Below are 25,786 nucleotides of genomic sequence, written 5' to 3'. Positions count from 1 at the left end.
CATCGCCGCCACCACCTGGGCAGAATACAAGCGCTATGTCGAGAAAGATGCAGCCCTGACCAGGCGCTTTCAGGTGGTGAAGGTCGAGGAGCCATCCGAGCCGGTGGCTGTCGCGATGATCCGCGGCCTGGTGGACCGGCTGGAAGCCCATCACGGTGTTCGCATCCTGGATGAAGCGGTCATTGAGGCTGTGCGTCTGTCGGCTCGCTACATCCCCAGCCGTCAACTGCCGGACAAAGCCGTGTCGCTGATCGACACCGCTTGTGCGCGGGTCGCGATGAGCCAGGCGGCCGTGCCGCCGGCGGTGGAGGACCGGCGCCGCCGCCTGTCGGTTATCGACACCGAGCTGCGCATCCTGGCGCGCGAAGCGGCTTCGGGCGGCGATCATAGCACGCGTCAGGACGCGCTGACGCAGGAGCGTCATGCCGCGGAAACCGAGCTGGCAGTACTGGAGTCGCGCTGGGAGCGGGAAAAGCAGCTCGCCGGCGAAATCGCAGCCATCCGTGGGCGCATCGAGGATCCAACCGGTGCGGGCGACCGGCACGCGATGCGGGAAGAACTGGCGCACGCCATCCAGTCCTTGCACAGCGTTCAGGGTGAAGAGCCGCTGGTTCATCCGGTGGTGGATGGCCAGGCGATCGCGGAGATCGTCCAAGGCTGGACCGGCATCCCTGCAGGCCGCATGCGCAGCGACGAGATCCGCACCATGCTTGCCCTGCGTCAGGCTATGGAGCGGCGCGTGGTCGGCCAGCCTTATGCGATGGAAGTCGTGTCACAGGCCATCCACACCGCGCGCGCGAAGCTGATCGATCCGCGCAAGCCAATCGCCGTTTTCCTCATGGCCGGCACTTCAGGGGTGGGCAAAACGGAAACCGCATTGACCCTTGCCGATCTGCTTTATGGCGGAGAGCAGAACCTCACCGTCATCAACATGAGCGAGTTCAAGGAGGAGCATAAGGTCAGTCTGCTGATGGGCAGCCCGCCCGGTTACGTGGGCTATGGCGAAGGCGGGATTCTCACTGAAGCCGTACGTCGCAAGCCATATTCCGTGATTCTGCTGGACGAGATGGAAAAGGCCCATCCGGGCGTGCAGGACGTGTTCTTCTCGGTGTTCGACAAGGGGACGATAAAGGACGGCGAGGGCCGTGACATCGATTTCAAGAACACCGTCATCATCATGACCAGCAATGCCGGAACGGACCTGATCACGAAACTGTTCGCCGACCCGGAGACGGCGCCGGATGCCGCAGGACTGGCGGAAGCGTTGCGGCCGGAACTGGCGAAGTTCTTCAAGCCGGCTTTCCTCGGACGGGTGACGCTGGTGCCGTATTTTCCCCTGCCTGACGCGATCATCCGCCAGATCGTCGTGATGCAGCTCGAGCGGATCCGCGCGCGCGTGCTAGAGAGCTATCGCGCGACGTTCGACTGGGCGCCGGAACTGGTCGAAGCGGTCGCGGCGCGCTGCACAGAGAGCAGCTCGGGGGCGCGAAACGTCGAAAATATCCTGACCCGCACCCTGCTTCCGGACCTCTCCGCCGAGGTCCTCGCCCGCTTGGCCGAGGGACAATCGATCCGAAGTGTCCACGCGGCCGTCAAGCCGGACGGGTTGTTCTTCTTCGCCATTAACAGACCGTAAAGTTGTTGCTAGTGTGTAGGCGCTTCTGAACCTGGAGGCTGGCCGTGGCAATCTACATGAAATTCGGCAAGATCGACGGCAACGTGACGACGGAAGGGTTCCTGAAATGGATCGAGCTGCACTCGTTTCAGTTCGGAGTCTCCCGGGGCGTCAGCAGCGGCGCCGGCGGCGCGACCCGCGAGAGCTCGGCACCGAGCATCAGCGAGATCGTCATTACCAAACAATTCGATACCTCGTCCGCGAAACTCTATCAGGACTCGGTGGCCGGAACTTTCGACACGAAGGTCGAGATCAAGATGACGACGACCACCAAGAACAAGGTCGAGACGTTCCTCACCTACGAGCTCAAGGATTGCGGCGTCAGCGGCTATTCCTTGAGTTCAGGCGGTGACAACCCGTCCGAAAGCCTGTCGTTGAATTTCACCCACATCATGATGACGCCCACGCCGCTGGATATCTCCGGTCAGGTCAAGAAGGGCGATGTTGTCAGCTACGATCTTCTGGGGATGAAGACGAGCTGAGACCATAGAGCCGCAACGGCAATCGCCAGCGCGGCCTACTGCGGCTGTTGCTCCTCTGGCCGTTTCATGCCCGCGCTCGTCAGCAGCGCCTGACGGGCGGTTTCGTCGGAGACCAGCTCGGCGACGAGCTCAGGCCAGGCGAGTCGCGCGCGCCGCGCCGCCTCGTCGAGGGTGAAGCCGATAGGCGAGTTTGGCTCATTGCGCTTGAACCACGCCGCAACATCCGCGAGCTGCTGCAGTGCCTGCTCGCGCCCGCCAATGGACCCGGGCGCGCTCATGGGCGCCGCTCCATTGCCGGCGGAAGCGCCGTCGTTGCTCGCCGCCCCGCGGTCGGTCGCCGCGTCTTGCGGTGCGAATCGGCTGCTGATCTCCAGCATGAGCTGAAGCAACTCGCGCACCCGATTGCCCGACGGACTCGCCTGACCTGCCTTTTCGTCAAGGACACGCTCCATCTCCTTCCAGGACGCAATAGCCTCGGCGAGCATGTCGCGTTGCGCCGACCAATGAGCGGCACCTGCCAGGCGCGCTTCCTTCTCGACGTCGTCGAACGGCATGACGCCCGCTTCCACCCGCTGGGCACGCCGAGCCGGATCGGAGACGGCTGAAAGTTCGAGGGTCGCCTGGTACTGCCAGACGCTGAACGGCGAGCCATCCGGCCGCCGAAACAGGATGGTCTTCCGCAGCGGCTGCATCAATGTGCCATCGGCCCCCTGGCCGGAGAGGCCGGCCACCGCCGCAAGCCGCGTCTCCATGCCGTGCTCGTCCGGCATCGGAAACACTCCCTCCCAATATCGGTCGGTGAGCCCGGCAATGACCGAAGCGCCAGCCGCGAGGCCGCGAAGCCCGGCGGTCCGAACCAGCGCTTCGGTCAGCCACGTCGCCACCTCGAGATCCTTGGAGTTCGACTTCAGGGCACCGATCGCCAGCGCGGCAACCGGTCGCCAAAGGGCGGTCTGGCCTTCGTCGTCGCCCTCTCGGGTTTCGGCCTGGCGTTCGGCATCGCGCGCCCCGGCGCGGGCGTCGCGAAGGCGGAAATAGATCGAGTTTGGCGTATAGTCCTGCCGGAGGTCGGCGCCCGTCGGCTGGTCGCCGGCCAGCGGCGCCAGAATTGCCTCAAGGTCGGCCGTCTCTAGTTCCGGAATCATTGCGAGCCACCCCCGGGCTGATCGGCTATGATACAATCCATGCCCCCGCGTTGCAGTGTCAAACGCGTCGGAAACGCGCTTTTGTGATTTTGGGCAGGTTGAGGGATTGGTAACGTGGGGTATGGAGTGGTTGGCGCGCGGGGGAGACCCAGCGCGGATCGGACGAACGTTTGACTTCGCGCCCGCAGGTTGCATGGCGGCCCGTGGACTGGGCCAGCCGTCGAGAGTATCCTGCAACAAGGAGGGTCTGTGCCATGAGCTCGAGTATCCACGATAAGTTGAATCGTGTGCGCAAGCCCCGGGTGCACATCACCTACGATGTCGAAACCGAAGGCGCCCAGATCGAACGCGAACTGCCGTTCGTGGTCGGCGTGATGGGCGATTTTTCCGGCGACCCGACGACACCATTGAAACCTCTGGCCGACCGCAAGTTCACGCAAATCGACCGCGACAACTTCAATGACGTCATGGCGAACATGGCGCCCGGCCTGAAGCTGAAGGTCGACAACAAGCTTGCCGACGACGGCACCCAGATGGCCGTCGACCTCAAGTTCAGCTCGATGGACGACTTCGATCCGGCGCGCGTCGTCGCCCAGGTCCCCTCCCTCGCGGCGCTGCTGGAAACACGCGAGAAGCTGCGCGATCTCATGAGCAAGGCCGACCGCTCCCAGGAACTCGAAAACCTGCTGGAGCAGGTGCTGCGCTCGGAGGCCGAGCTCAAGTCGTTGTCGGGCGAGCTTGGTATCAAGAAGACGGAGGGCTAACAGATGGCTGAGAGCGCTCGCCAGTCCGGCACCGCTACCACGACCGAGACGGCGCCGGGTCTGCTCGACCAGATCATCACCAACACGAAGCAGACGCAACCCGACCGTGCCCAGGAGCTCGTCAAGACCCTCGTCGAGCAAGCCTTGACCGGCACGGTCACGTTCGATCGGAATCTCACGCGGACGATCGACAAGGCGATCACGGCGATCGACGCCAAGATGTCGGCGCAGCTCAACGCCATCATGCACGATCCGAAGTTTCTCAAGCTGGAAGGCAGCTGGCGGGGCTTGCATTATCTGGTGCAGAATTCCGAGACCGGCACCTCGCTCAAGCTGCGCGTCCTGAACATCAGCAAGCGCGAACTGGGCCGCGATCTGAGCCGAGCCATCGAGTTCGACCAGAGTCAGCTCTTCAAGAAGATCTACGAGAACGAGTTCGGCACGCCGGGCGGAGAGCCCTATGGCGCGCTGATCGGCGACTACGAATGGACGAACCATCCGGACGACATCGAGACTTTGCGCCTGATGTCCAATATCGCCGCCGGCGCCTTCGCGCCGTTCATTACGGCAGCCGGCGCCGGCCTGTTCGGTTTCGATTCATGGACGGAATTGTCGAAGCCGCGCGACCTCGCCAAGATCTTCGATACCGTCGAGTTCGCGAAGTGGCGCAGCTTCCGCGACAGTGACGACGCGCGATTCGTCAATCTCGTCATGCCGCGAGTCATCGCCCGCCTCCCCTATGGCAAGGCAACCAAGCCGATCGACGAGTTCGGCTACGAGGAAGCGCCGACGAGCGCCGACGGCAAGGCGCGCGCGATGGATCACGATTCATATTGCTGGTCCAACGCCGCCTACGTCATGGGAGCGCGGCTGACCGACGCCTTTGCGCGCTACGGTTTTTGCACGTCCATTCGCGGCGCCGAAGCAGGCGGCAAGGTGGAGAATCTGCCGGCCCACACCTTCACTTCGGACGACGGCGACATCGACACGAAATGCCCGACCGAGATCGGCATCACCGACAGGCGCGAGTTCGAACTGTCCAATCAGGGCTTCCTGCCGTTGTGCCACTACAAGAATACCGACTACGCCGTGTTCTTCGGTGGCCAGACCGTCCAGAAACCGAAGAAGTACGACCGGCCCGAGGCTACCGCGAACGCGGCGATTTCGGCGCGACTTCCCTACATCATGGCGAGCAGTCGGTTCGCGCACTATCTCAAGGTGATGGCGCGCGACAAGATCGGCAGCTTCATGGAAGCGCGCAATGTCGAAACGTGGCTGAATCGCTGGATTCAGAACTACGTCAATCCCAACGAGGATGCCGGACAGGACATGAAGGCGCGCTTCCCGCTGCGCGAAGCGAAGGTCGAGGTGAAGGAAATTCCCGGCAAGCCTGGTTCCTACAACGCCGTTGCATACCTCCGGCCCTGGCTGCAGATGGAAGAGCTGACCACGAGCCTGCGCATGGTGGCGAGCATACCCCAGCTGTCCTGACCGCGCGGGGTGCTGCCCCGCCGTCATGGATTGCAAGCGGCGAAACCATGGGTGACGAAGCGACGATAGCGGAGCCTGCCGCGAAGGCAGCGCAACAAAGCGCGCCGGCCGCCCAGCAGAGCCGGTCTCTGCGCGACTCGGTCCTGGCCGGTCAGTTCTTTGGTGACCGGCACGCCGGTGTCGCTGCGGAATTGGCGACGTTCCTGCATGGCGGCCTCGGCACGGCCGACGGCTTGCGGACCTGGTTTGGCGAAGCTCTCCCGGATCTTCTGGCCACGGGATCTCTGCGGGCGGCGCTCGACCGCGACATCGCCGAAATCGACACGGCTCTCAGCGACCAACTCGATGCTGTCCTGCATGCGCCGCGATTTCTCGCCCTGGAAGGGCGCTGGCGCGGACTTGCCTGGCTGGTTTCCGGCATCGAGCCGGGGCGCCGGATCAAGGTGCGATTGCTGCCGGTCTCGTGGTCCGAGCTTTGTCGGGATCTCGAGCGGGCGCTCGAGTTCGACCAGAGCCTGACCTTCCGGCGCATCTATGAAGACGAGTTCGGGATGCCGGGAGGCGAGCCGTATGGCCTGATGGTGATCGACCACGCCCTCCGCCATCGCGTGGCGCCCGGGGCGACGACGGACGACGTCGGCGCGCTGGTGCAACTCTCCGCGGTCGCCGCGGCTGCCTTCATGCCCGTCGTCCTGTCGCTCGATCCGAGGGTGCTGGAAGTCGACGGTTTCGCCGATCTCGAGGGCGTGCGGGACGTCACCGCGGCGCTGCGCGGCCCCGATCACGTGCGCTGGCGCAGCCTCGCGGGGCGGGCCGACATGCGCTTCGTCGCCGTCACCCTGCCGCGCCTGCTGGCACGCCCGCCGTGGGCCGACGACCCCAGCCGCGTGGACCGCTTCCGCTATCGAGAATATGCCCCCGACCCGGGCACGCGCGTGTGGATGAGCGCCGCCTACGCCTTCGCTGCATGCGCCGTCCGCGCCTTTGCCGACAACAACTGGCCGGCCGATGTGCGTGGTGTCGAGATCGACCGGATCGGCGGCGGCCTCGTCACCGATCTCGATGCCGAGCCTTTCGTCAGCGGCCCGCCTCGCGCGTGGCCGCGCCAGGCTGTCGAATATCAGTTCGGCCATCGACAGGAGCACGCCCTTGTCGAGGTCGGCCTGATGCCGGTCGGCGTCCTGCCGTTCGGACCCGACCTGGTGTTCGGCTCCTCGCGCAGCATGCAAGCCCCGGCGAGCTATTCCGGCGTATCTGCCGCCGCGGCCGAAGCCAATGCCCGCCTTTCCGCGCAGATCAACTCCATGCTCTGCGCTTCCCGTTTCGCGCATCTTCTCAAGGTGATGGGCCGGGACATGGTTGGAACCTTCCGCACCGCCGACGAGATCGAGCGCCAGCTCAATCGATGGCTGCAGGACTACGTCAATACCAATGTCAACAGCACGAGCGATTCACGAGCGCGTTTCCCTCTGGTCGAGGGAGCGGTGCGGGTGTTCGAACGGCCGGGAAAGCCGGGGGTGTTTGGTTGCACCATGCATCTGCGGCCGCACTACCAGCTCGACGACATCGCGACCGCCTTCCATCTCGTCACCGAACTTGCCGCACCTGCCGGCTGACAAAGCGCGCAGCGGCCATGCCGCTGTCAGGAGGATCGATGTCGCATTCGCCCCCGAAGACAGCAGACCCCGGCGAAGCAGGCCGCCTGTTCCGGGAAGGTAATCTGCCTGACGCACTGACGGCTGCCACCGCATCGGTACGCCAGGCGCCGGCCGATGTCGGCGCGCGGATCCTGCTCGCCGAGCTGCTGCTCTTTGCCGGCAACATCGAACGCGCCGACGTCGTCCTCGATGCCTGCGCCGAGCTCGACCCGACGGCCGCCATGGTGGTGGCCGAGTTTCGTCAGTTGCTGCGGGGAGAGACGGCACGGCGGCAATTGTTCAGCGCAGGACGGCTGCCTGAATTTCTCGGCGAGCCCACGGCCGCCCATCGCCTGTCACTGGCGGCGGTGGTGGCGTTGCGCGATGGCAATGCCGAGGAGGCTGCAAAGCTCGCCGCACAGGCCGAGGAAGCCCGGGTGCACCCTCATGGCAGGGTACGCGACAATGCATTCGACGATATGCGCGACGGCGACGACCTGCTGGCGTCCTGCTTCGAGGTCATCACGACGACGGGAAAATACTTCTGGATTCCCCCCGAGCGGGTTTTGATCCTCGAATTTCATCCCATGAAGCGGCCACGCGACCTGTTCTGGCGCCGGGCAACGATGCAAGTCGCCGACGGCCCCGAAGGTGACGTCTATCTGCCGATGATCTATCCGCCTGTCGCAGGCGAGGCCACGGCTCCGACGAGCGCCCTGCAACTGGGCCGCGCCACCGATTGGCATCAAGCCGGCGAAAATGGTCCGACGCGCGGCCTGGGTGCGGTGACTCTTCTGGTCGGCGACGACGCCTTGACCTGGCGGGAGATGGACAAGATCAATTTCCGGTTGGCGGCATGAGCGACGGCCGAAGCCTGCCCGCTTCCAAGAGTGCGGCCCCGACGCGGGCCGGACGGGCGCAGCTTCCATTGCTCGACCGCCTCGTCGACGCCGAGCCATCCGAACAATCGGATCGTCCCCTCTCCGCGGCTGGCGCAATGGATACGCTGAGAGCCAGCATCTGCCGCGACCTCGAGGAATTGCTCAACACCCGCCGCCGATGGCGCTCATGGGACCCGAACCTGACTGAGCTGGAGCGCTCCCTGGTTGGCTATGGGCTCCCCGATTTCGCCTCCGGTGCGTTCAACGATCCGCGCCGGCGCGAAGAGCTGCGTCTGCTCATCGAGGCATGCATTGGCCGATTCGAGCCGCGCATTGCCGGCCTCCGGGTCACATTGCTCGAGGCAGCGGACAGGGTCAGCGGCACGTTGCGACTGCGAATCGACGCGCTGCTGCGGGCCGAACCGGCGCCCGAGCCGATCGCATTCGACACGGTCGTGGATCTCCTGACCAAGAATGTGACAATTCTCGAAAAGGAGACGTGACCGGTGTCGGAGTCCTTGCTCGCCCATTTCAACCGGGAACTCGAGGCGTTGCGCGGACTGGCCGGCGAGTTCGCGGAGCGCCACCCGAAGATTGCCGGCCGCCTCCGGCTGACGAAGGATACTGTCGACGATCCGCACGTCGGCCGTCTGCTCGAGGGAGTTGCCTTTCTCGGAGCGCGCGTGCAGCACCGGCTCGATGATGAGTTCCCGGAACTCACCGACGCGCTGCTCTCGGTGCTCTATCCTCACTACCTCGCGCCCATGCCGTCGGTGGCGATTACCCGCTTTGCGGCGGATCCGGGAATGCCGGGACCGGCGCACCTGCCGGCCGGCCTCGCGATCGAAACCGAACCGGTCGGTGGCGAGCCATGCCTGTTTCGCACGGCCTATCCGCTGACGCTCTGGCCGGTGGAGGTCGACGCGGTCCGGCTGTCGGGCATGCCCCTGTCGGCGCCGGCCAATCCAGCCGCCGCAGGCGCTGTTTCCTGCCTGCGCATCAGCCTGCGTTGCGCCAATCCCGCGATGACCTTCACTGGTCTCGGCGTGGACCGGCTGCGCTTCTTTCTCGGCGGCGAGCAGGGTTCGGCGCTGCTGGAATTGCTGCTCGCTCACAGTATTTCGGTTGCGCTTGCCGACGATCATACCGACGCACGCCCGGTGATCCTGCCACCTGACGCCCTGCAGGCCGTCGGTTTCGCGCCGGATGAGGCGCTCTTTCCCTGGCCGGCACGTTCATTCTCCGGCTTTCGCCTCTTGAGCGAATACTTCTGCGCCCGCGAGAAGTTCCTGTTCGTCGACGTCTGCCGGCTCGATGCCAAGACGCTCGTCTCGGCGGGCAACCGCATGGACGTCTTCGTCTATCTCGACCGCGCGATGCCGGATCTCGAACGGTCCGTGCAGGCGACCAGCCTGACGCTGGGCTGCACGCCGATGGTCAATCTGTTCGATCAGCGTTGTGAGCCGGTCCCGCTCGATCACACGACTATCGAGTACCGGATCGAGCCGGACGTGCGCCGCCCCGCCAGTCTGGAGATCTGGTCGGTCGAGCGCGTACGCGAAGGCCTGCCGGGCGGCGAATTCCGGACATGGCAGCCTTTCCATCGGCTCACGCATAACCATGCCGGCGATGCCGCCGACGGTTCGGCCGGCGGGTTCTACGGCACGACCCGGCGCGAGACGACGGGCGACATACGGGGCACCGATCTCTATCTGCTGCCACACGACGCCGGCTTCGATCCCGAACAGGAGAGCGCCGGTGTGCTGTCGATCGACGCGCTGTGCTGCAACCGCGATCTGCCGGCCTCGCTGCCGTTCGGCGGCGGACGGCCTGCGCTCCGACTGGTCGAAGGTGCCGCCGCCGTCACCGGGCTCGCATGCTTGACCGCGCCGACGCCGACGCTGCGTCTCCCGCAGCGCGATCACCTCTTCTGGCGGCTCATCTCGCATTTGACGCTCGGTCACCTCAGCGTGGTCGGCGGCGATGCCGCGGCCGATGCCCTGCGCGAGGTGCTGCGCCTCTATGACTGCCGCGACTCCTCCGAATCGCGGGCCGCGATCCGGGCACTCCTCCATGTCACGTCGCGGCCCGGTACGGCTCGTATTCCGGGCCTGCGTGGCCCCGGTGCACGCAGCGGCGGCTTCTGCCGAGGTCTTGACGTCACTCTCACGTTCGACGACCAGGCATGGACCACGGGCGGCTTGTACGTCCTGGCATCGGTCCTCGATCGCTTCCTGGCCCTCCATGCGACGGTGAATTCGTTCGTGCGGACCCGAGTGGTCTTGCGCGGCCGCTCCGAGGCGGTCGCCAGTTGGCCCGCGCGAGCCGGCAGCCAGGTGTTGCTATGAGCGGACCTCCCTCCGCACGACACAGGCGAGCGCCGTTGGCGCGGCTGACGGCCGAACCGCAGCGATTCAGCTTCGACGCGGCCGTGAGGCTTCTGACGTTCAGTCGCCGGCGCGCCGATCCTGCCGATGCCGCGCGATTCACGAGCGTCCCGGGGTCTTCCTATCTCGCTGCGGAAGTCACCGAAGTGCGGGCTGACGCCACGGCATCCAGTCCCCGAGTGGCGGTCGGCGTGATCAGCCTGACCGGGCCCGCCGGCGTCCTGCCGAGACACTATTCCGATGCGGTGGTGGCCGATCAACGGACACGCTCGTTCTCGCTCACGGACTTCCTCGACCTGATTTCGCATCGCATGATCGCGGCGTTCGCCGCCGCCGGCGCAAAGTACCGGCCCCATCGAGCCGCCGATGTCGGCGCTCTGGCGTCGGGCCGGGAGCGCGGCGATTCGATGGCCGACGTACTGCTGGCATTGACCGGCTACGCCACTCCCCGCCTTGCCGACCGCCTGCCTGCAGGAGCGGCGTCGTTGCGCCACTACGCCGGCTTCTTTTCCGCTCACCCGCGCTCGGCGGACCGGCTGGAGGCTTTGGCCTCCGACTGGCTGGGACGCCCGGTCAGGGTCGAACAATTTGCCGGAGCCTGGCTGGCGCTGCCGGTCGACCAACGTACGCGCCTGCCCGTGGGCGTCTCTCCTGGCGCCTTCGGCCAGCTCGCTCTCGATGCCGCCGTCGGCGTGCGCGCCTGGGATCAACAGGCGCGGATCGTGCTGCGGATCGGACCGCTCGATCTTGCCTATTTCGAGCGGCTGCTGCCTGACCGGCCGCTCCTGCGCAAACTGGTCTCGCTGGTGCGCAGCTTTGTCGGCTTCGAAGTCGGATTTGCGGTCAATCCGGTTCTAGCCCGCGACGCCGTCCCACCCCTGGTCATGTCCCGGCCGGACGAAGCGCATGCGGGCGGTGCGGGTCCGCTACTGGGCTGGAATACATGGCTGCCGACTTCTGCCGCCCTTCCCCGACGCGCGGACGCGAACGATGCGCTCTTCGAAGGAGAGCTGGTCGAAGGACGCGCATGACCCGGTCGTGGAGCAACGGCTACGTTGCCGACATCGCCTATATCGAAGGCTTCTATGTGCAGCAGTCGCCGGCCCGGATGGCGTTGGCCTGCCTCTGCGGCAATGTCGCGATCGATCTGCCCGAGCCGGACGATAGCGCCTGTTATCTCGAGCTGGGCTGCGGTTGCGGCATGGGCGCTCTCCTGATCGCCGCGTCCAACCCGGCATGGCAGGTGGTCGCGGTCGACTACAACCCCGCCCACATCGCAATCGGCGCCGGCCTCGCGCGGGCGGCGCGCATCGACAATATTCGCTTCATCGAAGCGGACCTCGCGCAGCTGGCGGGGAGTGCAGCGGCCGCGACGATTCCGACGGCGGACTTCGTCAGCATGCACGGTCTCTGGTCGTGGGTCGGAGCCGACGTGCGTGCCGGCATCATCCGCCTGCTGGCCGCCAAGACACGACCCGGCGGAATGGTGCATGTCAGCTACAACGCCCTGCCGGCCTGGCAAGGCGGGATCGGTCTGCAACGACTGATCTACGAAGCCGGCATCCGGTCCCCCGGCCGCAGCGACCTGCAGGCCCAGGCCGGCCTGGCGCTGGCGCGCGAGATCAAGCAGGCGGAGGGCAGATATCTCACCGAGAGTTCGCTGGCTCGCGACCTCGTCGACGCGACCGCCGGGATGTCGCACGAATACCTGTCGCACGAATACATGGCTGCCGACTGGGCGCCGGCTTTCCATGCCGATGTCGCGGCCGCGATGGCACAGGCCAAGCTCGATTGGGTGGCGTCAGCCAATCCGCTGGAGAACTTTCCCGAGTTGATGCTGACCGCCGAGCAACGCACGGTGATGGATCGTTACAAGGATCCGATCATGCGCGAACTGATCAAGGACATGTGCCTGCCGCGGCAGTTGCGCCACGATGTCTTTGTCCGTGGCGCGAGACGCCTGAGCAACAGCGAGCGCGACGCAGCAATTGCGCAGCTCACCGTGGTGCCGGTAGTCAGTCCCGACGAATTGCAGACGAAGATACGAGTGCCCGCGGGCATGGCCGAGATGGGAGATCCTTTGAAGACCATGATGGCCACTGCAATGCGCGGACCGGCGAAGATCGGTGATCTGCTGGCGCTGCATGACGGGCGGAGCAACCCCGCCGAACTGGTGAGCGTGCTGGTGGGATCCCATCAGTGTCAGATCGCGATGCGGCAGGACGGTGCGCGGGCCGATACCGCCGATCGCTTGAACCGCGTGCTCGGCTCGCGCGTACATTCGATTGCCGAAGCAAGGACCACCGGCGGCCTCGCCTCATCGCAGCTCGGGACCGGCCTTACGGCACCGCCGCTCGTGCAGTTCATCGCAGCCCGCCTCCTCGGCGGGGAGCGCGAAGACAACGTCGAGAGCTGGATCGAAGCCTTGAGCGCGGATGTCGTGCCGGAGAAGCACGATACCGTGCGATCGGTCGTATGCGCCGCCATCGAGCAGCGCGTGCCGATCCTGCGGCAACTGCGAATCGTCCCCGACTAGAATGGCGGCTCCGAGGAGGAAATGAACCCGAGACTCGCCCGTCGCAACGGTGTCGGCGCCCGGACCGTGTTTCCTTTCGATCCCGGCTGGGTTACCGTGGCGATCCACAGGAGAACCGACCGTGACTTGGCTTCTGGGGCACCCTACCGACGCCGCGCCGCATCCTGATGGCCAGTGACAAGAAATCATTGCTGTCGCTCACCAGCACCGCGGAGCACGAGTTGACGCCGGTGCGCCTGACGGCGCACGAGACGATCAGCGAACTGTTCCGCTTCGAAGTCGAGGCGGTTGCCACCGGCGCGATCGATGCTCGCGGCATGCTCAACAAACCGGCGTGCGTTTCCGTCAACCATGGCGACAAGGCGACGCGGTATTTTCACGGCATCGTCGCCGAGTTCGGGCCCATCGAACAAAGCGGCGTGGTGGACACGCTTTACCGGATGATCCTGGTGCCGCAATTGGCCCAAGCCGGCATTCGCAGCGACTGTCGGTTGTTCTTCAACAAGAGCGCCGAAGACATTCTGAAGACGATCCTGAACGACGCGGGTGTGACCAAATCCGCGTTCCGCCTTTACTCCCAGCCCGCGCCGCGCAAGGCGACCGCGCAGTACAACGAGACGTCGCTGCACTTCATAACCCGGCTGATGGAGGAGGAAGGGTGGTTCTATTTCTTCGAGCATGCCTCCGACGGCCACACGCTCGTGGTGACCAACGACAACAACGGCTTCACCACCATTCCAGGCGCCACTGTTCATCTTGGAGTCGGTACCACCGCGGACCAGGTGACCGAATTTCGTAAGTCCGAGGCGTTAACAGTCGGCAAGGTGAGCCTGCGCGACTACGACTTCGAGGTCCCCAGCAAGAATCTGAAGGTCGACCAGAATACGGTTCTCAAACATGGCGGCGTGGCCAACCGTTCGGTGTTCCACTGGCCGGCGCTCACCCGCGAGACCGCGCAGGCGAAAGATCGGGCAAAGTGGCGGATGGAAGCGGCCGAAGCTGCCGTCTCGCTGATCGCTGCCGGCGGGGACATGGCGAGCCTTGTTGCCGGCGGGAAGTTCAAGCTGAAGGACAAGTCCGGCGCGGAAACTCTGCACGTCGTCCGGGAGATCACCCATTTCGCCGAGGACGACAGCGGCTCGCGGCGTGGCGAGCGGCCCAGCAGCTATTCGAACAGTTTAACGGCCTTCGCCAACACGGTGCCCTGGCGACAGCCGATGATCACCGCGCGCCCGCGTATGGAAGGACTGCATACGGCCGTCGTCCTGGGTCCGGCGGGCGAGGATATTCACACGGACGACCTCGGACGCATCAAGATCCGCTTCTGGTGGGATTGGCGAGAAGACGCCACGGCCGACAGCAGCGACTGGGTGCGCGTGGTCCAGCCCTGGGCCGGCAACCAGTGGGGCGGCCAGTTCATCCCCCGCGTCGGCACCGAGGTCGCCGTCGCCTTCATGGATGCCGACGTGGACCGCCCGATCGCGGTCGGCGGGTTCTACAACGGCAACGACAAGCCGATCTTCCCGGTGGCCGAAAAGACCAAGCTCGGCTTCCGCTCGCGCTCTGTGACCAAGGGCGGCACCGACGCCTTCAACGAGCTCTCCTTCGACGACGACAAGGGCAAGGAAATGGTCTTTCTGCATGCCCAGAAGGACATGACGACCGAAGTCGAGAACGACCAGAAGCTGCGCGTCGACAACGATCGTACGGTCACCGTCAAGGGAAACGAGAAGGTGACGGTAAAGGAGGGCGACCAGACCACCGACGTGAAGCTCGGCGACATCTCGGTCAAGGCGGATGTCGGTTCCATCACCCTGGAAGCGATGCAGACGATTACCCTCAAGGTCGGACAGAGTTCGGTGACGCTTTCCCAGACTGGTGTCGAAGTGAAAGGCATGATGATCACGATCGACGGACAGATCCAGACCGAGGTCAAGGGCACGATGGTGACGGTCGAGGGTGCGGCGATGCTGACGCTCAAGGGCGGCATCACCATGATCAACTAGGCCGCGAGCGATGCCTTCTCAATCCTCCGCGAAAGCTGCCAACAAGCTCAGCACCGAACTGTCACGCGTGCTGCCGTACCTCCAGCTCGATGCGCGCGGCGCGGCGGCGCTCGGCGGCTGCGACGATTCTCTCGAGGCGCTGGAACGGCTCGAACAGGCAGGCCTCCTGGTCGAAGCGACGCGGCTCGTCGCACATGCGCTGCCCGCGCGCGAAGCGGTGTGGTGGGCGTGCGCGTGTTCGCGCCATACCGCCCCGTCCGGAGCAAGACCGGCGCTCGAGACGACGGTCCGCGAGGCAGCCGAGGCATGGGTCCGCCGGCCGACCGACGAGCACCGCCGCGCGGCGATGAAGGAGGCCGAAAAAGCGGGATTCGCCAGCCCCGAATCGTGGGCAGCCGTCGCCGCATTCTGGAGCGGCGACTCGATGGCGCCTCCGGAGGCGCCGAAGGTGCCGCCCCAGCCGCATTTCAAGGGACTGGCCGTGGCTGGCGCAGTGGCGCTGGCCGCGGCGCGTGGTGCGGCCTCGCGGCGCGAGGCGAGGCTGCATCGTTTCCTGGTTTCGGCCCGGGACATCGCCGGCGGTGGCGCCGGCCCCATCGAAGCGGAGACCGACTGATGGGTCTGCCAGCCGCGCGCCTGACCGACATGCATGTCTGCCCGATGGTCACTGTCCTCGTCCCGCATGTCGGCGGCCCGATCGCCGGCCCCGGATGCCCGACCGTGCTGATCGGCGGCCTGCCGGCCGCCCGCGTGGGAGACATGCTGGTCTGTGCCGGACCGCCCGATGTGATCGCGATGGGGTCTTTCACGGTCCTGATCGGCGGCATGCCGGCAGCCCAGATGGGAAGCTTGTGCGCGCATGGCGGGACCGTCGTGGTCGGCTGTCCCACCGTCCTGATCGGTTGACCGGCGAGCCCGTCACGCCAACCCTGGCTCGGCTTCCACCTCCGATGCCGCCGACGCAGCAGTGGCAGCACCTTTCGCCACTGCGGCCGATCCGTGGCCCGCGCCGAACTCGATCGTCACGACCGTGACGTTGTCAGTCGCCCCGGCTGCCAGAGCGGCCATGATGAGGCGCTCGGCGCCGGTGTCGTGATCGCCGGATAGCAATTCTGCCAGCCGCTCGTCGGGAAGTGTCTTGCTCAGGCCGTCGCTGCAGAGCAGCAGCCGATCGCCGGCCATCAGTTGCCCGGTTCGCTTGTCCAACTCGAGCACGTCGCTATCGGCGCCGACCGCGCGGGTAATGACGTTGGCTTGCGGATGGTTGACGGCTTCCGCTTCACTGATCGTGCCGTTCTCGACCAGCGCCTGGACCAGGCTGTGATCGCGCGTGATCATCGTGAGAGCATGGCCGCGTAACAGGTAGGCACGGGAATCTCCGGCCCACAGGCAGGCGAAATGGTCGTCGCGTGCCAATACGACGACCACCGTCGTGGCGACCAAGGCGCCGGTCCCATGTCGCGCCGCCTCCGTGTGCAGGCGCACATGTGCGGCCTCGAGACGCGATCGTACCCCCACAAGCATCTCGCCGGCGGAAAGGTCGCCGTCGATCGTCTGCAGCAGGCGAGTGACTTCGGCCGACGCGACTTCACCGGCCTCGTGGCCGCCGGCGCCGTCGGCAACCGCCCAAAGGCCGAGGTCGGGCCGGTTGACGTAGGCGTCCTCGTTGAGCCTGTTCGCCGTGCCGGCATGCGTTGCCGCACAGGAGCGATAGCTGCCGGAACGCGCGAGGTCCTGATCGATCCCCTGGTCGGCCATCACAAGGCATCCCGCGCCGGAGCGATCGACGACGAGGGCGCGAGATCGGCGACGGTCCAGCCGTCGTCGATCAGGGCGGCGAAAGCGCTTCCCTCGGGCAGCGCGCTTCCGCCCTCCAGACGCGCAGCGACTCGCGGACCACCTTCGGTCCACCACGCAGCCCGGCCCCGCACGAAGTCCGGTCCTGGCGTCGGCGCATCTTCGGCAATGAAGCTGTCGCGAATGCGCTGCTGCAGCTCGGCCGGCGAGAGATCCTGTTCCAGCGCATCGCGGCCGGCTTGCTCCGCGGATGCCAGGAACGATGTCATCGCCCCTCCAAGCGGCGCCCAATCGCCGGCTGTCAGGGCGGCGATCGTCAAGGGAGAATAGCGTCCGGCCTTGTCCACGCTTGGCATCCAGAGTCCGAGCACGCCATTTTTGCCGCACAGTCCGGGGGGCAGCAAGAAGCACCAGACCGGAGCTTCCAGCCACGCGGCGCGCCACTCCTCGGGATGCAGGCGCTGTGCGTCGGCCAGACCGCGCTGCCACCATGCATCCCAGCTGTCGGTGAAATCACGCGGCAGATTTTCGCGCACGAAGTCGCCGCGCGCCGGCAGCTTGCCGAACAGGCCAACGGTCGCGTCGGGGGGAAGCGCTGGCATGGTCCGCCTAGTCGCGCACCGATGGGCAGCGGAAGTCCTGCAAGACGCCCGGCGCGAAGGGATTGAGGACCGAGGCGGCGCGGAGTTCGAATGTCGCCGTGCGATTGCCGAGCGCGAAGGACAACGTATAGCGCTCGGGCGAGCCGGCGGGACGGAGTGTTCCGCGCGCGAAAAGGCGGAACATCGCCCACGGACCGGTCTCCGACAATACGCCGGTCCCGCCCGCAGGCGGCGGGTCGAACACGAGCCGTACATTCTGGATGTGGTTGGGCCCCGGCCAGGTGATCTGGGTCGCTCGCGACGGACCGTGGGCGTAGGTGACCGATGTGCCGTCGAAGTCGAGGCTGACTTGGGACGCACCCGGATCGAGGTCGACCGGCATGATGTCGAAGCGCACGGCGATCGTCGTGGAACCCGGCGCAAAGAACAGGTCGCGGATGACAGAGGCACGCTGGAACTGGGCAATGTCTGCCGGCGAGACCGGGGCCGGCACACCCTCGACGGATCGCGGTTTCCAGGTGGTCCCGGTGGTGTCGACGTAGGGCCGAAGCTGGGTGTTGAAGAAGCCATCGATCAGGCCGCCCGGCGCAAACAGCTTGGCAAAATCGTCCAGCGGTGTCTCGAGCGAACTGCCGGGCACGAACGGGAAGCGTCCGTTCACTGCGAGCGGACACAGCGCCGCCGGCCCGCCGGCGCCGTTGTACGCCGCGACCACCTGCTGACGCGCCCCTCCCCCGCGCAGGGCCGTACTCGATTCGGCCATGGCCAGCAGCCAGCGGGCAAGCGGTTGGGGCTGGCGCTGCGCCTCGGCCCGGAGCGCGAGCGACGGGTCGTTGCCAGGCGAGGCGGCGGCAAGCGGGGCGCTGCCCACGGGCGTCGCCGCCATCTTCGCCATCTGCTGCTGCAGGTCGTTGAGCAGCTTCAACACCTGGTCGATCGGGGCGCCGCCGCTCGGCACGACCAGCTCGCGCAATTGCTTGTAGCGTTCGTCGATCTCGTGGCCAGGCGGCAATGCCGGCGCGGCGCCCGGCTGGCCGCCGAACAGCGAGGAAATCAGGGCAGGCGTGCTCGTCGTCTTGGCGGCCGCGGCCGCCTGCCCCTTGGCCACCGCCTCGGCTGCCGCCGCCGCAGCAGGAGCAGCCTTCGGCGGCTCCGACAGGGTGAGCTGACGCGCGACTGCAGTGAGCAGCTCCTTCATGGGCGATTGCGGCGAGGCCAGGATGTAAAGATCCTGGGCGGCCTGCGGGAGACTGCGCAACGGCACGACATCGAGGTCCTGCAGCAGGCCGTCCCACGCCTTGGCATAGTCCGCCATGTAGAGCGCGACCACGGCATTGGCGAGATCCCTTTGCTGGGTGTCGTTCAGGCTCACCGCCGCTGCGCGTCCAATCACCCAGCTTTCCGCCGAGACCTCGCGCGTCGCCAGCGGCAAGGCAGGCAGCAGGACCTTGTGGAAGCCATCGACGGTCAGGAAGCCCGGTATGCCGTCGGTCATCTTCCGCCCTGATGCCCGCACGAAGACGCGCAGTCCTGCCGGTCCGAGAACATCGCTCGGCTTCCACGCCGGGAGGGCCTGGGCCGCGGCGGAAGGCTTGATGCGGGAATAGACGCGGGCTGCCAACGGAACCCGGCTGAACGTCGTGCGCGCCTGGGCGACGAGCGCGTCGTCCAGCTTCACCGGGGGCAATGGCTGCGCCAGGAGCGCATCGAGATGGCTTTCCAGGCCGGTCAGCACCGTCGCATTGAATGCGTTGGAGTAGGCAGCCTGCCAGTCGTAGGTCATCCATTCCTTGACCAGGGACCGGTCGAGCGGCCCCTGCCCGCCCAGCATCAGGTATACGCGGGTCGCTTCGTAGAGGAAGTCGGCGTGGGTGAAGTTGCCGCGCATCTGAGCTTCCAGCCGCCAGACCAGCCGCGGCAGCAGGGCGTAGCCCAAGGCATGCCGGTAGACCGCGGTCGCGCCGGCCCGCAACTTGGCCGCCTGCGAGAGATCGAAGCCCGACAGGATGCCGCCGCCGCTGCCGGCGACCTTCTGGAGATTGCGGGCGGCATCCAGCAACGGCAGCAGGCGAGGCAGATCCGAATCATTGACCGGATCGAATTTCGTTTCCTTGGCGATCGCCTCGTAGGCGGCCAACGCCGATGACATGCCGTCGATCTCGCGTTCGCCGGCCGACCGGCCGGCGACAAGCCAGGCCCCGACGCCAAGCGTCGCCAAAGCGACAGCGGCAAACGAGGCGGCACGCACGGCGACTCGCCGCACCCGTGCCGCGGGTGGCTCGCTCACCAACATGGCCTCGCCCATGATCACCCGGGAGACGAGCTGTCCGAGGAAATAGCTGCGCCCATGCTGCGGGCGCAGGCTCGCCGCGCGACGCTGATCGAGCCCGAAGGCGCGCGCCATGGCCCCGGTCAACCGGTCGATCGGAGTGCCCTCCTGGGTGCCGGAGGTGAAATAAACGCCGCGCAGCAAAGGCGCCGGGTCGAGCCGGGAGCCGCCAAAGGCTTCCGCGAGGAAGGCCTGAAGGGGTTGCGCCAGGGTGCCCATCTGCGTCGGAAAGCCGGCTATCAGGGCGCGGCGATCGGGACTCTGCTCGGCCTGCAGACGGTCGAACAGGCGATCATTGAGGCGATCGACGAGCAGTTGCAGTTCGCCCGGATACTCGGCCACCGGACCCGCCTGGGATTTGGCGAGCGGGAAGGTAACGCCCCAGACCTGGTTGCGCCGCTCGCGGTCGAGATCATCGAAGAATTCGGTGAAGCCCGAGATCAGATCCGCCTTGGTGAACAGCGCGTAGACAGGCATGCGAATGCCAAGCCGCTCCTCGAGTTCCTTGATCCGTCGACGGACGGCGCGGGCATGAGCGACGCGTTCGTCTGCCCGGGCGACGGCGACGTCGCTGAGCGCGATCGCGACGATCACGCCGTTCAGCGGCTGGCGCGGCCGCGTCTTGCGCAAGAGATCGAGGAAGGCCTCCCAGCCCGCTCGATCGACGACCGTGTTGGAGTCCTGGGTGGTATAGCGGCCAGCAGTGTCGATCAGCACGGCATTGTCGGTGAACCACCAGTCGCACAGTCTGGTGCCACCGACGCCTGCTACCGCCCCCTGGCCCATCTCCGCGGCGAGTGGGAACTTCAGCCCGCTGTTCAGCAAGGCCGTCGTCTTGCCCGCTCCCGGCGGCCCGATAATGGCGTACCACGGCTGCTCGTAGAGATAGCCGCGCGTACCGCGTGCCCGCTTGAGAAGCGTCAGCGCCGTGGCCATCCGTTCCCTGAGTGCCGCTGCTTCTTCGCCGGCGCCGCTCTCGGCGCTCGCCGGCGTCTGCTCGGCGACACCGCTTTCCAGCCTTTGTTCGCGGCGCCGGCGATGCCAGTCGAGCAGCAGGTTCGACGCCACCCAGACCAGCAGCAGACCGACCACGATGGCCAGACGCGGCATCCACCCCTCGAGGAATCCGACAAGCGGCCCGAACAACCACAGCACCAGCACCAGGATGGCGACGCCGACGAAAGTCAGCGCCCAACGGGAGGTCAGGAATCGCAATGCCTGGCGCATGGCTAGTCGCCTTGCCGATTGAGCACGACTTCGATGCGCCTGTTGCGTTCGCGGCCCTCCGGCGTGGAGTTCGAGGCGATCGGGTCGGCGTCCGCCCTGCCCTCGGCGCTGAGCCGGGAGGCATCGCCGATGTTGGCGGCCATGATCTTGCCGGCCGCCAGCGCCCGCGCCGCCGAGAGTTGGAAATTCGACGGGAAGGCGATGGTCCGGATCGGTTGATCGTCGGTATAGCCGATCACCCGTACCGTTCCGCGCTCCTCCTTCAGAGCCAGCCCGATACGGTCCAGCAGCGGCTTGAAGCCGGGCTCGACCGTGGCGCTGCCCGAAGCAAACATGCCGCGGCCGGTGATCCGGACCAGCGGCTGGCCGACAGTGCCGGTTACCTCGACGAGACCCTGCTCGATTTCCGGTTGCAGGAACTTGCGCAGCCGGTCCAGCACCGTCGGCTCGGGCGGCGGTGGTGGCGGCGTCGGCGCCTGCTGCGGCTCGACGATGGGCGCGCGCGTGATCGTCGGCATGTGCGCGGGCGCCGCGGCCTGCAAGCGCGCGTAGACCTCGTCGGACGCCGCATTGAGGCCCATCGAGAACCAGACGAAGAGCGCCGCGACGATCCCGAGGCCGGCGCTGGCGGCAACCCACAGCGGCACGCGGATTCGCGCCGGCCGGTAGGGAGCGTCGACGCCCCTGGTATGCGGCGCGAGCTCCGGATCGGCCGCCGCCTGCTGCTGGCGGGCGATGACGGCATAGGTCTCCTCGCGAATTCGGTTGATGTCGCCGACGCCACGGCGGGAGAGCCGGTACTGGCCGATAAAGCCGAGCGACATGCACAGATACATCAACTTGACGACCGGCAGGAACCGGCCGGGGTTGTCGCACATCTGCTTCAGGACGTCGAAGAAACGCTCGCCGCTGCGCACTTCCTGATGAAAGGTCGAGACGAGGGACCGCTCGCTCCAGGTTCCGCTGCTGCCCCACGGCGTGTTGAGCACGACGTCGTCGAGGCTGGCGCACAAGGCATAATGTGCAGGTCGAAGCTGCTCCAGCGGGACGCCGTTGTCGCGCGATTGGCGTTCGAAGATCTTGATCTGCCTGACGGTACGCTCGCGCAAGTCGCCCGAATCCGGCGGACTTGCCGTGTTGCGCAGCCGGGCCATGAGCTGGAGGAGCGGCGCAGCGGCGGCTGCGAGTGCGTCGCCGCCGATGGAGATGTTCTCCGTTCCCTCGGCCATCGCGACGGATCGCGGTGGTGGCGCGTCTTGCCGCGCCGGCTGTCCACTGCCGCCACTGTCGGAGGTGCCTGCCGGCTGCGCCCGCCGCCTTCCGGGATTGGGGCGAATGACTGTTCGATTGTCGTCGTCAGGTTCGGCGAAGGGATTGTCGCTCATATTCGCCCCGCTGTCGTCAGCCGCGGATCGCCCAAAGCTCGATATTGAGATTTGGGAAATCGCCGGAGACATGCACTGCGAACCCGCCCGAGGACTGCAGTTCCTTCCAGTGTGCCGAATTGCGGTCCAGTTCGAAATAGGTGGCGCCAGCATAGAACGGAAGTTGTCGCGGGGCCACCGGCAGCGGCCGCACGGCGATTCCAGGCAAGGCGACGTTCACCAGTTCGCGGATATGCTCCACGGCGCCGATCTTCACCTGCGACGGAAACAGCCGCCGCAACGTTTCCGTCGGCACTTCGGCCTGCACGGCCAGGACGAAGCTCGACGAACGCAGGATCCCTCGATCGACGATAGGACCGACCTGTACCCCATAGGCACGCTTCTGCAGCGGGATCTGGATGGCGGTCTGCTCGATCACCGCGGAAAGTGAGCGGCGCAGATCGGCGACGACCGGCGCGAAGCTGCGCTGCAGGTCGGTGTGCCGATACGGCGGGTACTCCGACGGACGCCGGGTCGCCTCGGTGAATGTCGCGAAATCGCCGGCCATCTGGACGAGGGCGGCGTAGAGATCGACCGGATGGACGTTGGCGTCGCTGGCCCAATGGGCCAGCAGCTTCTGCGCCCGGTTGACCGATTGCAGCAGCAGGAAGTCGGAGACGTCCGCCACGCCGCGCGAGCCGGGCGCAGTCAGCCGCGCCGCCAGCACTTCGCCACGCTGGTTGAGCATGCCTGTGAGTTCGGCGATCAGGCCGGCCAACGGTGCCGCCGCCGCGCAGGTGAGGACCGGCGGCACCCACTGATCGTCGAGGACCACCCGGCGGTCCGCCCCGACCTCGATGACGCGGGCGAGACCGATGCCGTGATAGCCGGCCCGGTTTTCGCTCTCGAGCATGTAGCGCAGCCGCAGCCTTCCGACCTGCACCTCGGCGGGTTGCGGCGAACCCGAATGCGTATCGTAGGCCTCGAAGCCGCGTTGATCGTACCGACCTTCGGCGGAGCCGTTGGCCGAAACCTCCACCGAGCCGGCCTGCCGCGTCGGCAGCACCAGATAGACAATGGCGTTGCGTGTCGTCTCGGGCAGATCCAGCGGCACCGGCTGGTCGGTCTCCCCGGGCAAGGTGAAAGGCGTGCCGTCCTCGAACACGCCACTGGCGCTCGCCAAGGCAAACTGGCCGACGCCAAGGAGGTTGCGGTTGATCGCCGCCTCGGTGAGGCCCCAGCCATGCGGCCGCAGGGAGGCAGTGCGGTCGCGCACCAGCGCCTCGAGCCAGCGATCCTGCTGCTGGAAGTGCTGTGCACGCAGGAACATTCCTTCCAGCCAGACGACGCGATTGGACCAGGTCATGCTGCTTCCAGTTCGGCCCTGTTGCTGCCAATGGCGAGCACAAGGCGGGTTGATCCGCTCGCAGCGATCGGGGCGACGGCCCGCCACTGCGCGCGGTCGATATCGTGAAACAGCACGGCGACGCCGAGATAGCGGGAGCCGGGTTTGGGCGCCAGCACGAGCTTGCGGGTCTCGCCGGGGCGCAGCACGATTTCCTCCGAACGCGCGCCATCCGGTCCGAGTACCGCCCGCTCATGGTCCATCAGGGCGTAGGCATCGGCCGACGCGAACCGGCCCCTTTCGTTGAGTGAGTAAAGCCGCACGGCCACGGACAGCGGCGTTCCAGCCTCGCTGCGGTTCAGGTCGGGGCTCGCCTTCACGGTCAGGTCCACTGCGGGCGGGGCGGGCGGGCCGCAGCCCGTGACCAGCGCCAGAGCCGGCGCTGCCAGCAGCAGACGACGGCCGATCATGACCCCTTCCTGTCCCCGCCGAGCTTGTCGATCGCCTGCTCGTAGGCGCGGGCAAAAGCCTTTCCGAACACGCTGTCGAAATCGTCCGAAAGGGCCTGGGTTACCGACTTGTGCAGCTGCACGAAAGCATCCCACGCCCTTGCCTTTCTTTGCGCAGGATGAATTTGCAGGGCGTTGCTCGCCGCCTTGCGCTCGACGGAGTCCGGTTCAAATTGGGCGAGAAGGACGCGGACAGCCTCCTGCATCGCCGAAACGGTCGCCAGCTCGTGCATCCGCAGGTCGTCGAAGGCTTCGGCGATTGCCTCCTCGGGGGCCATCCCGCCGCGCCTGCCGGTTCCGAGAAGGGTCGCCAAGGCATCGTCGTCGTCGAGCGAAAACTTCAGCGGGTTGTTGCCGCTGGCGCGAATCATCGTCTGCTCGATACGAAAGACATCCTTGACGCTGGCGCGCGCCATCAATGTTTGTCGAAGTCCATTGACGGTCGCCCGCATGGCCGCCCCGATCCGCTCGAGCGTCTTCTCCGGCTCCGTCAGCGCCGCATCCTTGAGCCCCACGCCGCGCAGAAAGGCCGCGGCCAGTCCTGCCTCGAATCCTGCCTGTGCGACCGGCAAATGCTCCTGCCTCGGTTGTGGAGGGGCAGCATGCTCCTGCGGTTGCGATGGCGGCAGTGGCGGTGGTGATTGGGCAACCCGAGGACGTGACGTGCCCGGCAGATCGACATCCCAGTCATCCGGAATGATGGCAGCCGGAGCTGGAGGCGGACGGAACGCGCTTTCGAGGGCGTGCGCATGATCCGGTTGGGTTGGCCCTCGAAAAGGTTCCTGATTGGCCGCCAGGGGGTCGAAGTCGGCCGGCAGGATCGGCGAGTTGGAGTCGTCCGACATCGAGCCGGTGCCAGGCAACCCGCCGTCGCTGTACGAACGAAGATCGGCGTCGCGCATGGCAACTTCGCTGCGGCCGCCCGCCGGCACACGGCCATCGTCGAACGCCGCGCCCTCTCCCTCGTCATCGATTGTGACTTCGATCTCGTACAGGCCGAACTTGATCCGGTCGCCGTTGCGCAGCTTCTGGGCTGTGCCGCGGCCAACGGGCTCGCTGGCCTGGTTGAGGAACGTGCCGTTGGTGCTGAGATCGTGCAGTTCCCAGTCGCCCAGGCCATATGTCAGCCGGCAGTGCCTTTTCGACAGATGGCGCTCGGGGTCCGGAATGATCCAGTCGTTGTCCTGGCCGCGCCCTATGGAAAGCTCCCCGCCGCGGACCTCGCGTCTCTGCGGCGCCACGTTGTCGGGACAGCGGATCATTACGAGCTTCAGGGTCACATGAAGGCTCACTGCTGATGGAAGACGAACCGCAGCGCAGGACCATCCCCCAAAATGTCGCCCTCCGAGCGATAGCCCCCGATCGCGAAGATTCTAGTCGGGGAACCCTCCGCAGAGCAATCGCATTTGACTTTGTTGCCGGTTGCGCCGCTATTCTCTGGTTCCACTCGAAGCTACGACCATACTATCGCAGGTCGTATTCAAAAGCCACGTCGCCACTTGGCCGCCAAAGTTGACGGCCCGAATGGCGCCGGCCATCCTTCTGGAAAGTCACTCGACGGTCGAAAGAATCTGTCGCGATGTGCCTTGCTCCTTCCTCCACCATCCTG

Annotated in this window: 21 protein-coding genes; 13 read left to right on the top strand and 8 right to left on the bottom strand. The window is 66.2% G+C overall.

Translation table 11 applies throughout. The features are described from left to right. Both VH499_RS09480 and VH499_RS09475 read left to right on the top strand, forming a co-directional pair. The coding region (locus tag VH499_RS09480) for an AAA family ATPase (protein WP_332052469.1) at positions 1-1,636 on the top strand (1,636 nt) is incomplete at its 5' end. Positions 1,637-1,680: 44 nt separating this feature from the next. Next, complete coding sequence (locus VH499_RS09475; RefSeq protein ID WP_332052468.1) at positions 1,681-2,157, top strand: type VI secretion system tube protein Hcp; 477 nt, start codon at positions 1,681-1,683, stop codon at positions 2,155-2,157. Positions 2,158-2,192: 35 nt separating this feature from the next. On the opposite strand, the gene tssA is transcribed toward VH499_RS09475, so the two are convergent. After that, positions 2,193-3,302: a type VI secretion system protein TssA gene (gene tssA, locus VH499_RS09470; RefSeq protein ID WP_332052467.1), complete on the bottom strand. Its 1,110-nt coding sequence runs from the start codon at positions 3,300-3,302 to the stop codon at positions 2,193-2,195. A gap of 254 nt (positions 3,303-3,556) precedes the next feature. Here tssA and tssB point away from each other — a divergent pair, with 254 nt between their 5' ends. The 11 genes from tssB (at position 3,557) to VH499_RS09415 (ending at position 15,910) form a co-directional block, all read left to right on the top strand. Then, positions 3,557-4,066 (top strand): type VI secretion system contractile sheath small subunit, encoded by a 510-nt coding sequence (tssB, locus tag VH499_RS09465; RefSeq protein WP_332052466.1) that lies wholly within the window; start codon positions 3,557-3,559, stop codon positions 4,064-4,066. A 3-nt stretch (positions 4,067-4,069) separates the two neighbouring features. Continuing rightward, positions 4,070-5,557 carry a type VI secretion system contractile sheath large subunit gene (gene tssC, locus VH499_RS09460; protein ID WP_332052465.1) on the top strand — a complete coding sequence of 496 codons (1,488 nt, stop codon included), beginning with the start codon at positions 4,070-4,072 and terminating at the stop codon, positions 5,555-5,557. 47 nt (positions 5,558-5,604) lie between these two features. Beyond that, entirely contained in the window at positions 5,605-7,173 is a 1,569-nt protein-coding gene (gene tssC, locus VH499_RS09455; protein WP_332052464.1) for a type VI secretion system contractile sheath large subunit, read from the top strand. Between the two features lie 38 nt (positions 7,174-7,211). After that, entirely contained in the window at positions 7,212-8,054 is an 843-nt protein-coding gene (locus VH499_RS09450) for a type VI secretion system accessory protein TagJ (protein ID WP_332052463.1), read from the top strand. After that, a complete protein-coding gene (gene tssE / locus VH499_RS09445) occupies positions 8,051-8,578 on the top strand; it encodes a type VI secretion system baseplate subunit TssE (RefSeq protein WP_332052462.1) in 528 nt (175 codons plus the stop codon). The genes VH499_RS09450 and tssE overlap by 4 nt, the downstream gene beginning before the upstream one ends. 3 nt (positions 8,579-8,581) lie before the next feature. Then, a complete protein-coding gene (gene tssF, locus VH499_RS09440; RefSeq protein WP_332052461.1) occupies positions 8,582-10,423 on the top strand; it encodes a type VI secretion system baseplate subunit TssF in 1,842 nt (613 codons plus the stop codon). 35 nt (positions 10,424-10,458) lie between these two features. Further along, entirely contained in the window at positions 10,459-11,493 is a 1,035-nt protein-coding gene (gene tssG, locus VH499_RS09435) for a type VI secretion system baseplate subunit TssG (protein ID WP_332052460.1), read from the top strand. Continuing rightward, on the top strand, positions 11,490-12,998 hold the full coding sequence (locus tag VH499_RS09430; protein WP_332052459.1) for a class I SAM-dependent methyltransferase: 1,509 nt from the start codon (positions 11,490-11,492) through the stop codon (positions 12,996-12,998). Before tssG ends, VH499_RS09430 begins: the two co-directional genes overlap by 4 nt. A 167-nt stretch (positions 12,999-13,165) precedes the next feature. Then, the gene (locus VH499_RS09425) at positions 13,166-15,004 is read left to right on the top strand and encodes a type VI secretion system Vgr family protein (protein ID WP_332052458.1); all 1,839 of its coding nucleotides are present in this window, start codon (positions 13,166-13,168) and stop codon (positions 15,002-15,004) included. Between the two features lie 10 nt (positions 15,005-15,014). Beyond that, positions 15,015-15,620: a DUF6931 family protein gene (locus VH499_RS09420; protein ID WP_332052457.1), complete on the top strand. Its 606-nt coding sequence runs from the start codon at positions 15,015-15,017 to the stop codon at positions 15,618-15,620. Further along, entirely contained in the window at positions 15,620-15,910 is a 291-nt protein-coding gene (locus VH499_RS09415; protein WP_332052456.1) for a PAAR domain-containing protein, read from the top strand. Before VH499_RS09420 ends, VH499_RS09415 begins: the two co-directional genes overlap by 1 nt. 12 nt (positions 15,911-15,922) lie before the next feature. Here the strand turns inward: VH499_RS09415 and VH499_RS09410 are convergent, their stop codons facing one another. The 7 genes from VH499_RS09410 to tagH all read right to left on the bottom strand — a co-directional run bounded on the left by VH499_RS09410 (position 15,923) and on the right by tagH (position 25,439). Continuing rightward, on the bottom strand, positions 15,923-16,762 hold the full coding sequence (locus VH499_RS09410; protein WP_332052455.1) for a PP2C family protein-serine/threonine phosphatase: 840 nt from the start codon (positions 16,760-16,762) through the stop codon (positions 15,923-15,925). After that, positions 16,762-17,403 (bottom strand): type VI secretion system-associated protein TagF, encoded by a 642-nt coding sequence (gene tagF / locus VH499_RS09405; protein WP_332052454.1) that lies wholly within the window; start codon positions 17,401-17,403, stop codon positions 16,762-16,764. Before tagF ends, VH499_RS09410 begins: the two co-directional genes overlap by 1 nt. A 7-nt stretch (positions 17,404-17,410) precedes the next feature. Further along, complete coding sequence (gene tssM / locus VH499_RS09400; RefSeq protein ID WP_332052453.1) at positions 17,411-20,959, bottom strand: type VI secretion system membrane subunit TssM; 3,549 nt, start codon at positions 20,957-20,959, stop codon at positions 17,411-17,413. A 2-nt stretch (positions 20,960-20,961) separates the two neighbouring features. Beyond that, complete coding sequence (tssL, locus tag VH499_RS09395) at positions 20,962-22,188, bottom strand: type VI secretion system protein TssL, long form (RefSeq protein ID WP_332052452.1); 1,227 nt, start codon at positions 22,186-22,188, stop codon at positions 20,962-20,964. A gap of 172 nt (positions 22,189-22,360) precedes the next feature. Further along, positions 22,361-23,689, bottom strand: coding sequence for a type VI secretion system baseplate subunit TssK (tssK, locus tag VH499_RS09390; RefSeq protein WP_332052451.1), 1,329 nt, complete (start codon positions 23,687-23,689; stop codon positions 22,361-22,363). Next, positions 23,686-24,138, bottom strand: a complete 453-nt coding sequence (gene tssJ, locus VH499_RS09385; protein ID WP_332052450.1) for a type VI secretion system lipoprotein TssJ — start codon at positions 24,136-24,138, stop codon at positions 23,686-23,688. Before tssJ ends, tssK begins: the two co-directional genes overlap by 4 nt. Continuing rightward, positions 24,135-25,439, bottom strand: a complete 1,305-nt coding sequence (gene tagH / locus VH499_RS09380) for a type VI secretion system-associated FHA domain protein TagH (protein WP_332052472.1) — start codon at positions 25,437-25,439, stop codon at positions 24,135-24,137. The genes tssJ and tagH overlap by 4 nt, the downstream gene beginning before the upstream one ends. Positions 25,440-25,786: the final 347 nt, after the last annotated feature.

The organism is Reyranella sp. (genome assembly GCF_036558665.1).
In the GTDB taxonomy this organism is placed as follows: Bacteria; Pseudomonadota; Alphaproteobacteria; order Reyranellales; family Reyranellaceae; genus Reyranella.
This window is presented reverse-complemented; position numbering and strand designations above follow the sequence as displayed.